Genomic DNA, 12,084 nt, shown 5'->3' with positions numbered 1-12,084 from the left:
ATAGGATTCTTTTGTGACAGTTCGTTGAATCTAACATTAAAAAAATCCAATGTTTCTAGTATGTTGCGACGCAATATACGGTGGATGATGCTGTCAACGCCTTGTGGTGAAACGTATTTTCTCAGTTAGGTTGGAATGTCCGCAGCATATATTGTTCCGGAGGCACGCTCAATTATATTTATATTGCAGCGCAACAGGCGCGTTTATATGTCCGTATTGCTGGGAAACCGTCCTTTATCTGGCATAAAGCAGGGGTCCGCCGCGCGGTCTGCATTACATGCATTATGTGGTCATAGGGCATGATCGCCATGCCATGACGATACCTTCGTGGTGCGCGCGCCGGAATGCATCACCGATCAGGATATCGAAGAAATCAGCGCGCAGATCGATGGAACCAGGATGTTCTTGCCGATCATCTGAGCGTGCAGGGGGGCAGGCTTCATTACGACGGTGCGCTGGCACGCTCTGCCGGGCTGGTGATTTATTATGTGCTGGCAGCCACGCTGCGGTTTTCTAGTTGCGCAATGGTTTTCCGTTGGCGAGCATGTATTCGATGCGAGCCAGGGTTTGCGGCGTTTTTAACAGCGGGATGAACACATGGCGCTCAAGATCGAGCAGGTGCTGTTCGTTCACCGTATCTGTCGCATCCACATCGCCCCCTGTAAGCACAGTGGCCAGGTAATGCGCCACTGTCATATCATGCGCGGAGGCTTTGCCCTGCGCGTGCAGGGTTTCGGCGCCATACATCAGTGTTTCGCACGCCGATGGGCCGGGAAGGTGCAATGGAGGCGGCGAAGGCGGAGTGTAACCGTCGGCCAGTTCCAGCACGCGGGATTTGGCATCGGCCAGCAGGCGGGAGCGGTTCATGGAGATGCGGTCGCCGCCGGCGGGGCTTTGCTTGCGGAGGATCTGCATGTCCATGGCATCGTAGGCGGAATTTGAGACCTTGCCGGTGGCGAGCATTTCAAACACCTTGCCCAGCGGCGGGATGGGGCCGCCGGCGGGAGGGTTCTGCAGCCAGCGCAGGGCCATTTCCTTGCAGCCACCCCAACCGGGGACGAGGCCTACGCCGACTTCCACCAGACCGATATAGCTTTCCAGATGCGCCTGCACGGCGTCGCAATGAAGCACCATTTCGCAGCCGCCACCCAGCGCCATGCCGCCCAATGCGGCCACGACGGGGAAGGGAGCGTATTTCATGGTCATGTAAGCATCCTGGCCTTGTTTCAGGATGGTGTCGATCTGTTCCCACGCCGCGACGTTGGAGACGAAGAGCAGCAGGTTGAGGTTGGCGCCGACGGAGAAATTTTCGCCGTCACCGCCGATCATCAGACCCTTGGCGCCACGCTTCTGCACTTCCTGCACGGATTGCACGATCATGGTCATGATGTCGGGGTCGACACTGTTCATCTTGGAGGTGAGCTCGATGCAAAGCACGCCGTCATCCACGTCCCACAGGCGGGCGCTGGCGTTTTTCAGCAAGGGTTCCTTGCCACGCACCTTGTCGGCCAGTTGCCAGGCATCCTGCTTGAGCGGTATGGGCGCGCGCGCGCCTTTGGGTGTCATGACCGTGCGATGGTTGTTTTCGATTGTGTAAAGGGGTTTGTCACCCGCTTTTTCCAGCAGGGAGGGTACGGGAAGTTTTTCGGCTTTCAGTTTTTCAGCAAACCATGCGGGGCCGGATTTGCCATCGGCAGTGAAGCGGTCGATGAGTTCGAAAGGGCCGTATTTCCAGTTATAGCCCATGCGCATGGCGGCATCGACATCGCTAAGGGAATCGGAGATTTCCGGGATGAGGGAGGCGGCATAGGCGAGCGTCTGGCGCATGACGGCCCAGGCGTATTGGCCGCCGATATCCGGGTGGGTCATGAGGTTGGCTATGCCGGAGCGAGCAGCTTCCACGCTTGCAAGCTGCGGCTTTTGCGGTTTTGCGTAGTCACCGGTTTTGAGATTGATAACCTCTTTCTTCTTGCCGCCCTTCTCGTCCTTGACCATGCGGTAGAAACCGCCTTTGCCCTTGCGGCCGGTATAGCCGTCGGCAATCATTTTGGTGACGAGTTCGGGCTCGGCGTAGATTTTACGGAATTCGTCATTGTCAGGCAGGGTGGTCAGCATGGATTTGGCGATGAGGGGCATCAGATCGATGCCGATGAGATCGTAGAGGCCGAACATGCCGGTTTTAGGGAAACCCAGCGGCTTGCCCATGACGGCGTCGGCTTCTTCCACCGAGATGCCGAGTTTGAGTGCTTCCACCAAACCGGCAACCAGCCAGAAACAGCCGATACGGTTGGCAATGAAGCCGGGGGTATCCTTGCAGTCTACCACGCCTTTGCCGAGGGCGATGTCGCAGAAATCCCGAACTTCCTTCACCAGTTTGGCATCGGCCTCTCCGGGTACGAGTTCCAGCAGCGGCATGAAGCGCGGCGGGTTAAAGAAATGGGTGATCATGAAATGCTGACGGAAGTCATCCGGCATGCCCTTGGTCAGCTCATGCAGCGGCAGGGTGGAGGTGTTGGAAGAGATGACGGCGGTTTTTTTGCGGATGTCATAGAGTTTTTTGTAGAGCGATTGCTTGATCTCAAGCTTTTCAACGATGGCTTCAATCATCCAGTCATGGTCGCCGAGGTTGGCGATGTCGTCCTCGATATTGCCGGGTGTAATGCGTTTGGCGAAGCTCGGGTGTGCAAAGGGAGAGGGCGAAGCTTTCACCATGCGCGCGATGGCATCGGCGGCGAGCTGGTTGCGGTCGGCGGCGTCTTTCGGCACGATGTCGAGCAGGGTGACTTCCGCCCCTGCATTGGCGCAATGGGCCGCAATGGCTGCGCCCATAACGCCTGAGCCGAATACCGCGATTTTTTTGATAGCCATGAGCTGTCTCCTGTTTCAGGGAGCAGCTTAGAGCAATGGTGGTAAAAGAAAAGTATCAGCGTGAAAGACTATTTAAAGGCTGCAACCGTAGCCTCGGCGGATTCATCCCACTTCTGAACCATGCGCAACAGTATCTCTCCGCGGTCGCGCATGATCTGAAGCAATTCATCGGCATTTTCCTGACCGCGGATTTGTTTTTCCGCTTCCCGCATGCCTTTCCAGAAACCATTCGTCCAGGCATTCACCAGTTGGTTGCCCTGAATAAAATCGGCTCCTGCCAGACCTTGCCTTTCAATTTCGTGCTCTACCGTGTTGATGAGTATCTGTTCGAGCGCCACCCCATCCTGCCGTTCCAGCAGGGTGATATGTTCGGCAAGGTGTCGGCCATATTCGTAAGCGGAATCTAGCAGGACATTGGGAATTTTGCGACTGTCACGGGCTTTCCATGCATCGAACTGCTGCATGAACAGCAGAGAATCCCTCAGGATGACTGCGCTGAGTTCAAACTGGCTCAACAAGGATGAGGCCCGTGCGGTGAGATGGGTGGAAAGACTATTGAGCGCATCGATGGCTTCGTCGTTCATGGAAATTCCGTTTATCATTAAGCCTTGAACAGGCGGTTCAGCTGTTTTTCCGTGTCGATATCCACAGCATCCAGGGATTCCAGGATATGGACCGCTTTTTCGACGCCGGTTTCATGCGTATCGCCCAGTTCCTGCAGCCGGTTGTCCTGTTTCATGGTCCTGAGGGTTGCGTAAAAGGTGCGGCACACTTCCAATCCGAAGAAATGGGGCCCGGAATGACCATCTTCATAGCAATGCTGGCGTTGGATGCGAATCGACCAGTCCTTGTATATGGGACCGAGGATTTTTGCGTCTTCCGCCGATATAAAGTTTAGCTTGCCTGCCAGTGTCTCGCCTATTTCCGCGGCAAGATTTTCCAGATCATGCATAGGGCGTTCGCTATGCATCAGCGCATTGAAGCGTTCCATATAGGGCACCATGATGGCGGCAAATGCTTCGCTGGCATGGAGTTCCAGCAGGTTAATGTCGTGTATGGCGCGCCAGTGCACAACCTTGCCGATGGCCGCGGTTGGTGAGTCAGGCGCCAGTGTCAGGCCATCGCCTTCCATGGCGGGATTGTAGGAGTTCGTCATTATTCATCCCTGTATATTCATTTGTTTTTTAGCAATGAACCACAGGGATGTGACGGTTCTGTGAAATTACTTCACGGCTTCCAGCACGGTGGCAATGCCCTGGCCGCCGCCGATGCATTGGGTGGCGAGCGCATAGCGGCCCTTGGTGCGGCCCAGCAGGCTGGCAGCCTTGGCGGTGATGCGTGCGCCGGTGGCCCCGAGCGGGTGGCCGATGGCGATGGCCCCGCCATCGAGATTGACCTTTTCCGGGTTAAGGCCCAGCTCGCTGATGCAGGGGAGGGACTGGGCGGCGAAGGCTTCGTTCAGTTCCACCACGTCCATGTCGCTGATTTTCAGGTTGGCGCGTTCCAGAGCCTTGCGGCTCGCACCGATGGGGCCTAGGCCCATTATCTCCGGCGCGCAGCCGCTGACGGCCATGCTTTTGATGCGGGCGAGCTTGGGCAGGCCAAGGCGGTCGCAGGCTTCTTCGGACGCGACGATGCAAAAGGCTGCGCCGTCCGTAAGCGGGGAAGCGGTGCCTGCCGTAACGGTTCCGGTTTCCAGAAAAGCGGGTTTCAGCCCAGCAAGGCCCTCCGTTGAAGTGTCCGGGCGCGGGCAGCCATCGGTTTCGATGGTGGCATCCTTATAGGAAATCGGCGTGATTTCGTCTTTCAACAGGCCTGCGGTAATGGCTTTGGCTGCCTTCTGCTGGCTGAAAAGGGCGAATGCCTCCTGTGCCTCCCGCGTGATGCCATGTTTTTTGGCGACATTCTCGGCAGTGATGCCCATTGCCGTGTAGGCTTCCGGGTAGGTTTTCATCAGGCCTGGGTGCGGCAGGAAATTATAGCCGCCCATGGGGATACGCGTCATGCTTTCCACGCCGCCGCAAAGAAATACCTCACCGCTGCCGGTGGCGATAGCTCCTGCGGCCATATGGATGGCCTGCATGGAAGAGCCACAAAAGCGATTAACCGTCACCGCGCCCGCTTTTTGCGGAATGCCTGCCAGAAAGCCGATGATGCGAGCGACGTTCATGCCCTGTTCGCCTTCTGGAAACGCGCAGCCGACAATTACATCCTCAATCTCATCGGCAATGGAAGGATGTTTAGCGATCAGCGCCTTTACCACCTGGGCGGCCATCTCATCCGGCCTTACACGGGCAAGGGTGCCCTTATTGGCAAGTGTGAAGGGGGAGCGTGACCAGCTGCTGATAATGGCGTTCATGGTGCATCCTTATGTTCAATGCTTCCATGCTACAGATGACTGGTTAGCGAAGCTTTAAGCGATTTCGGGGATGAGCATTTTCATGCGGCGATGCTGGATACGGGCATCCATGTAAGACTCGCCGTAAGGTTCGAAACCGAGATTTTCGTAAAAGGGAATGGCGACTGTCTGCGCTTCCAGCCGCAGGTCATTCAGGCCTTCGGCAATGGCATCCTCAATGACGGATTGAAGCAGCTGATAACCGATGCCTTTGCCCCGAGCGGCTTTCAGCACGCATACGCGCTCGATCTTGGCATATTCCTGCTCGCCATTTTTTTGTACGCGGCGCAGGCGGGCGGTGGCAACGGGCTGTCCGCCCGTATAGGCCAAGTAGTGCTGGGCGGTGCCATCAAGCCCATCCCATTCCTCTTCCGGAAATACGCCCTGTTCATCAATAAAAACCTGTTGGCGGATGCTGCGCACGGCTTCCATATCATCGGCGCTGAAGGCGCTGCGGATGTGAATATCAGCCATGATCGTCTCCCTTAAGATTCTTTTTCAATACTTTACCGATGATGGATTTTGGCAGGCTTTCCACAAAATGAAAGTGTTTTGGCATAGCATATTTAGATATATGCTTTTCCAGGTAAGTTTTCAGCATGGTTTCGTTTGCGGTTGCATTTGGTTTCGGCACAATGAAGGCGACCACCTTTTGGCCGGAATCCTTGTCTTTTTCGCCAATGACGGCGCATTCGCTGATGGCCTCGTGGGTGTAGAGGGCCTCTTCGACATGGCGCGGGTAGACCTTGTAGCCATTGGTGATGATCATGTCCTTCAGGCGGTCCAGCACGTAGACATAACCCCGTTCGTCCATCATGCCGATATCGCCGGTGCGCAGCCAGCGCCTGCCGTTTGAATCATCAAACAGGCAATGTTTGTCTTCCTCGGGTTTTTGCCAGTAACCCCGCATGACCTGGGGGCCGCTGACACAGATTTCGCCATGCTGGTTGATGGGAAGGGGGGCGAATGGGGCTTCCGGTTCGCGGATGCTGACGCGTGTGGCGGGGAATGGCAGGCCGATGGAACCGGCAACCGGTTTGCCTGTAAGCGGGTTGCAGGCGCACACGGGGGAGGCTTCCGTCAGGCCATAGCCTTCCACCAGCACGCTGCCGGTCAGTTCCTCAAAACGCTGCTTGATTTCCACCGGCAGGGGGGCGCCCCCGGAAATGCAGGCTTTCAGGCTTTTAATGGCTGCGAGAGCCGGTTTTTTCTCCAGCGCCTGAATGATGGCATTGTACATTGCGGGAACGCCGGGCATGGCCGTGGGGCGGTGGCGTTTCAGCGCGGCAAGCAGGGGATCGATCTCAAAACGGGGCTGCAGGATCAGTTCCGCCCCCAGCGCTATGCCGAGATTCATGATGCTGGTCATGGCGAAGACGTGAAAGAGCGGAAGGACGCCCAGGAAACGTTCCTCTCCCGGAATTAAAGTTCCCCTGACCCATTCCATGCATTGCATGGCGTTGCTGTATACATTGGCATGTGTCAGTACAGCGCCTTTGGGGATGCCGGTTGTTCCGCCTGTATATTGTAAAAGGGCGATGTCTTGCAGAGGGTCGATAACCGGATCTATTAAGCGCTGTTCAGAATGCTCTGCCAGGGGCTCCCACGCGAGAACCTGGGGAGTGGGCGCGAAATCCGCCAGGTGGCGGGATTTCAGCAGGCGGAAGGCCAGTCCTTTCAAAAAAGGCAGCTGCCGGATGAAGTCAACCACCAGCAGTTTTTCAATGCCGCAATTGCGCTGGATGGGTAATAGCTTATCCAGCGTGATGGCCAGATCCGCCGTGATCATGATGGTAAGCTGCGCGTCCATTGCCTGATGGATGATTTCGGAAGGGGCGTAGAGCGGGTTGAAATTCACCACCGTGCCGCCAGCTTTTAAAATGGCGTAATAGCTGATGATGAAAGCCGGGCAGTTGGGCAGCATCAGCCCCACCCGCACGCCCTTGCCCACCCCCATTGCCTGCAGGCTGGCCGCGAGGCTGGTTACGAAGGCGGATAATTCCGCATAATTATAACGCTTGCCTAGAAAATGGATGGCAGGGTGGCTGGGGAAATGCGAAGCGGCATGGTCGAGCAGCCGGAATAAGGGCTGGGGAGGGATTGAAATCTCCCATTCCTTGCCCTCAGGGTATGAATCTATCCAGGGAGTGTCCGACAAGGAGGCCGCCTATTGATTGCATCTGTTTTTATCCTACCACCCTGTGCGGGAATCGTACAGATGCTTACCAGTTAAAGCGCGGCGCAATGTAGGCGGGCCAGGCTTTGTGCGAGCGCATATACGGCTCGAGCTCCGTCAGCGAGGGGATTTCATCCGTATCGGCCAGGCCGCAGGCGATTTTCATGACGCCGCCTGCAATCAGCAGGCTATCGATGCCGGCGGCGTTTGCGCCACGTATGTCGGTGCTGAGATTGTCGCCCACTGCCAGGATGCGCTTTTTTTCGTGCCGCGGCCAATAGGCAAGGCAGTCGGCATAAACGCCAGGGTAGGGTTTGCCGATATAAGTCACGTGGCCGTTCATCTGCTCGTAAATCTCCGCGAGCCAGCCTGCGCAGGGCCAGATGAAGCCGTTCTGCTTGATGACCTCGCGGTCGGGGTTGATGCAGAGCATGGGGAGCTTGCGTTTGGCCGCGGCTTCCAGCTGGGGCACATAATGGTCTACTACCAGGTCGTTGTCATCCAGGCCTGCATTCAGCACGAAATCGGCTTTTTCCACGCTGGTTTCGGTGATGTCGGTGCCTTCCATCACATGACGGTCGCGCTCAGGCCCTATGAACAGAGCATGGGTTCCTTTAACGGTATTGATGGACCCGTCACGCAACCATTCAAACGCCAGTTGGCCCGATGTCAGGATGCGGTCGTACAGGTTCTGCTCAATTCCCATACGGTCAAGCACGGCGCTGGTGTTGGCCGCCTTGCGCGGGGCGTTGGACAGGAATTGCACGGCTTTGCCAGCTTTGTTCAGCTCCACCAGGCATTCGCGCACGCCGGGATATAGCTGTTCGCCGTCATGGATGACGCCCCAGAGATCGAGGATCAGCGCATCATACTGCCCCATCAGGCTAGAAAGACCTGCGATTTCCTGTACCATTAAGCAGCTGCCTTGCGGGAAAGGGCTTCGCTGATCAGCGCACAGCTTTCATCGCGGCCGAAGAGGGCGATGAAGGAACCCATGCGCGGGCCTTGGGGCTGGCCGAGCAGCACTTCGTACAATGCCTGGAACCAGAGTTTGAGTTCTGCGAACCCGGCTTCCTTGCCGATATCGTACACTTTCTGCTGGAATTCCTCGGCCGTGGCGGTGGCGGGCATGGCGCGCAATTCCGCTTCCAGCCTGCGCATGGCGGCGGCTTCCTCCGGCGTGGCGTCGCGGTAGCGTTTCGTCGGTTTGACGAAATCATGGTAATAGCGCACGGCATAGGCCGCAAGGCGGTCAAGCATCGGCGCGGTTTCCGGCGTGGCGCCTGGCACGTAACGGCTGATGAAGCCCCAGAGCACGCCCTTGTGCTCGGGATTGCAGGCCGAAGCAAGGTTCAGCAGCAGCGAGAAGCTAAGAGGGCTTTCCGCCTTAGGCGGGTTACCACCATGGATATGCCAGACGGGGTTTTCCACCTGCTGTGCAGGTTCCTGACCGGGGAATTTGTCCAGAAAGCTCAGGTATTCGTCCACGCATTTGGGGATGACATCGAAATACAGCCGTTTGGCACGGGTGGGCTGCTGGAACATGTAATAGGCCAGGCTTTCCTCTGGCGCATAGGTCAACCATTCGTCAATGGTGAGGCCGTTGCCCTTGGATTTGGAGATTTTCTGACCCTGCTCGTCGAGGAAAAGCTCATAGACCATGTTGTCCGGCGCGCGGTGCTTGAGGGCGCGGACGATTTTGCTGGAAAGGTCGTAGGAAGGAATGAGGTCCTTGCCGCACATCTCGTAATCCACATCCAGCGCGAGCCAGCGCATGGCCCAGTCGGCTTTCCATTGCAGCTTGCAATGGCCGCCGGTGACGGGTGTGGTGACGGTTTCGCCCGTTTCCGGATCCTGATAGCTGATCGTACCCCCGGCTTCGTCCCGCAAGGTGATGGCCACCTGCAGCACCTTGCCGGTGCGGGGGCATACAGGAAGAAAGGGGCTGTAGCTTTGCTGGCGCTCCTCACCAAGGGTGGGCAGCATGATGGCCATGACGGCGTCGTAATGTTTCAGGATGGTCAGCAAGGCCTGGTCAAACTCGCCGGATTTGTAGCTGTCCGTGGCGCTTTTGAATTCGTACTCGAATCCGTAACGATCCAGGAAGGCGCGCAGGCGGGCGTGCATATGGTGGCCAAAGCTCTCATGCGTGCCGTAAGGATCGGGGATGGCGGTGAGGGGTTTGCCGATATGGCTGCGCACCATCTCCTGCTCGGGGATATTGTCTGGTACCTTGCGGAGGCCGTCCATGTCGTCGGAAAAGGCGATGAGTTTGGTCGGGATATCGGACATGGCCATGAAGGCCCGGCGCACCATGGTGGTGCGGGCAACCTCGCCAAAGGTGCCGATATGCGGCAAGCCGGACGGACCGTAACCGGTTTCAAACAGGCAATAGCCCTTGGAAGGAGGGGAAGTTTCGAAACGTTTCAGCAATTTGCGGGCTTCTTCGAAGGGCCAGGCGCGGCCGGCAAGGGTCAGTTCACGTAATTGCTGGTTTGGGATGGTCGTCATTCGCTGTGCCTAAAGTTCAAAAAGAGTCGGTTCTTTACCAAATATTTAAGCTTTAGTCGCTTAAATTTCATTAGCCTGTCACCGATTCATCCCTTTCGCATGGTATCCTGCATACATATGACCCAAAAGGCCGACCACATGGTATCCATCCAACGGCCCAGATGCAGCCCTACCCGTCTTTGCCGTTTCGCAAGGAACGAAGAAGGCGCGACCATGATCGAGTTCGCCATCGCCTTTCCGGTATTTCTTTTCTTTTTCATGGGGCTGATGGAAATCGGGTTTGTTACCTTCGGGAATGCGCTGATCGATAACATGATGAACCAGGCGGCGCGTCAGGCCATGGTGGGATGCCAGCGCAATGAATTTATCGGCGGCGTGTGTGACGAGAAATTTGCGGTGACCCCCGCCGTTATCCGTAAAACCATGCGTGAGAAATCCTTCGGGCTGGTGGATGCCTGCGACAAGGATAAGCTGATTATCAGCGTGGCGCCGGTAACCGCGTTTAACTTTACCGACCCCGCCACCAATACCATGGACCTGGGGCAGGGAAACGAGCTGGTGGTCTATTACGCCAAATATAACTGGCCGATTTTTACCCCCGTGCTGAAAATCAAAGAAATATTCGGCAGCTTCATGGAGCATGAATATACAACCGTGCTGCGTAACGAGCGATTCGGCAGCATGGGCGGCCAGCGCGTGTTTGATGGGGAAAGCCCATGCGACTAAATCGAAACAACACATCGCAGCAAGGGGTGGCGTATATCGAACTCGCCATCATTCTGATGACAATGGTGACGATTTTCTTTGGCATGGTGGAAATAACCGCTTATGTTCGCATGAAAAATAAGATTAATCAGGCAGCTGACCAAATAGGAGAGGCATTGAGCACCATTCCATATTGGGTGCCAGGTGTGCAGGTTGACCCGTTGCTGCCCGCAGCGGAGCTGATGATGCGACCTTTTGGCGCACAGGTCAGCCTTGCATTTTGCACGGGCGAGCAAGGCATTGTGCCCGTCTATACCAAATCCATGACCGTGAAAGCGGGTGATTGCAGCCTGATCCAGCAGGGGCAGACCCCCACCAACCCCGACAGTCCCAAGGAAGGTTCGCCTACCTCGCCTGTTACATCTGGCGGCAGCAGCGGTGGATTAAGTAATGCCAAATGCGAAGACGCCGTGCTCAATGGCAAAAGCATGGTCACAGAGAACCCCACCACGCAATTTGTGGTGGTGGATGTGGCCTGCAATTACAAGCCCTATATCGAGTCCAAAATCATTTTTGGAGATTCAGGGATTTTCGGAAAGATTGCCGTAACAAGCCATGTTGTGAAGCCGATGCGCTATCACATGCAGTGGGATTTGCCAGAAGAAGAGGAAGATAAGTAACATGCATCAGCGCGTATCAGCAGCTATTCGCCAATGCCGTGACGACCAGCGGGGCGGCATTCTTATCATGTTCGCCTTCGGTCTTATTGTTCTGGCGGGGATTCTGGCCCTTTCGGTGGATCTGGGCAAAACCTTCATGCATGAAAGCAATTACGAGGAGCTTGTGCGCAGCTCCACCGTGGTGCCGACTAAAGAGCTGGCCTATATGCGCATTCGCTGCGCGGCCAATGCCACGCCGCGCCCGTTCAACATCCTGAAGGATTGCATGACGGATGATGAGGCGCTGGATATCCTGGATGATTACATCATTAAATATATCGACGAAAACCGTAACCCCGACCAGCCGCCTTTCGTCACCACCAAGCCGCAAATCCGCAAAAATGCGCAGGGCGAGGAATTTTTGTATGTCAGCATGGCGTTTCCGCAATCCGATACATTCAAGCTTTCCACCGATAAAATCGGCATGCGCCATGTTGTGAAAGAAGGCAGCACGCGTAAGCTGGTTGCCGATGGAATGGATGTGTGTTCCTGCACGGAAACGGAATGTTCTTCCAATGGCGGTAAATGCGCCATTGTGGAATCCGGCAAAATGCTGAACCGTAAGGACTGGGGGGTTGTTGATACGCCGACGACGCCGCCGACACCGACCACGCCGACGACACCGACCACGCCAACAACACCCACGACGCCAACCACGCCGACGACGCCAACCACACCGACGACGCCTGCAACGCCGACGACGCCGC

General features: G+C 56.3%; 11 protein-coding genes. 3 read left to right on the top strand and 8 right to left on the bottom strand.

What is annotated here, in order from left to right:
* Positions 1-513 precede the first annotated feature (513 nt).
* From GC177_03200 to GC177_03165, 8 genes are all read right to left on the bottom strand, one after another.
* Positions 514-2,868 carry a 3-hydroxyacyl-CoA dehydrogenase gene (locus GC177_03200; GenBank protein ID MBI1274963.1) on the bottom strand — a complete coding sequence of 785 codons (2,355 nt, stop codon included), beginning with the start codon at positions 2,866-2,868 and terminating at the stop codon, positions 514-516.
* A 68-nt stretch (positions 2,869-2,936) separates the two neighbouring features.
* On the bottom strand, positions 2,937-3,452 hold the full coding sequence (locus tag GC177_03195) for a hypothetical protein (GenBank protein MBI1274962.1): 516 nt from the start codon (positions 3,450-3,452) through the stop codon (positions 2,937-2,939).
* A 17-nt stretch (positions 3,453-3,469) separates the two neighbouring features.
* Positions 3,470-4,024 (bottom strand): hypothetical protein, encoded by a 555-nt coding sequence (locus GC177_03190; GenBank protein MBI1274961.1) that lies wholly within the window; start codon positions 4,022-4,024, stop codon positions 3,470-3,472.
* Between the two features lie 66 nt (positions 4,025-4,090).
* Positions 4,091-5,227, bottom strand: coding sequence for an acetyl-CoA C-acyltransferase (locus GC177_03185; protein ID MBI1274960.1), 1,137 nt, complete (start codon positions 5,225-5,227; stop codon positions 4,091-4,093).
* Positions 5,228-5,281: 54 nt separating this feature from the next.
* Positions 5,282-5,740, bottom strand: coding sequence for a GNAT family N-acetyltransferase (locus GC177_03180; GenBank protein MBI1274959.1), 459 nt, complete (start codon positions 5,738-5,740; stop codon positions 5,282-5,284).
* Positions 5,733-7,424, bottom strand: coding sequence for an AMP-binding protein (locus GC177_03175; protein ID MBI1274958.1), 1,692 nt, complete (start codon positions 7,422-7,424; stop codon positions 5,733-5,735). The genes GC177_03180 and GC177_03175 overlap by 8 nt, the downstream gene beginning before the upstream one ends.
* A 64-nt stretch (positions 7,425-7,488) precedes the next feature.
* The gene (locus tag GC177_03170) at positions 7,489-8,355 is read right to left on the bottom strand and encodes a TIGR01459 family HAD-type hydrolase (protein ID MBI1274957.1); all 867 of its coding nucleotides are present in this window, start codon (positions 8,353-8,355) and stop codon (positions 7,489-7,491) included.
* Complete coding sequence (locus tag GC177_03165; protein ID MBI1274956.1) at positions 8,355-9,953, bottom strand: lysine--tRNA ligase; 1,599 nt, start codon at positions 9,951-9,953, stop codon at positions 8,355-8,357. Before GC177_03165 ends, GC177_03170 begins: the two co-directional genes overlap by 1 nt.
* Before the next feature lie 99 nt (positions 9,954-10,052).
* Here GC177_03165 and GC177_03160 point away from each other — a divergent pair, with 99 nt between their 5' ends.
* The 3 genes from GC177_03160 to GC177_03150 form a co-directional block, all read left to right on the top strand.
* On the top strand, positions 10,053-10,679 hold the full coding sequence (locus tag GC177_03160) for a hypothetical protein (GenBank protein MBI1274955.1): 627 nt from the start codon (positions 10,053-10,055) through the stop codon (positions 10,677-10,679).
* The gene (locus GC177_03155) at positions 10,670-11,338 is read left to right on the top strand and encodes a hypothetical protein (protein ID MBI1274954.1); all 669 of its coding nucleotides are present in this window, start codon (positions 10,670-10,672) and stop codon (positions 11,336-11,338) included. Before GC177_03160 ends, GC177_03155 begins: the two co-directional genes overlap by 10 nt.
* A gap of 1 nt (position 11,339) precedes the next feature.
* Positions 11,340-12,084 (top strand): hypothetical protein (locus tag GC177_03150; GenBank protein ID MBI1274953.1); only part of this gene is annotated, 745 nt, incomplete at its 3' end.

This window comes from bacterium (assembly GCA_016124905.1).
Taxonomy (GTDB): Bacteria; Pseudomonadota; Alphaproteobacteria; order Rickettsiales; family RI-342; genus RI-342.
Note: the sequence above shows the minus strand (reverse complement) of the source record. Positions and strands in the feature narration are given on the sequence as shown.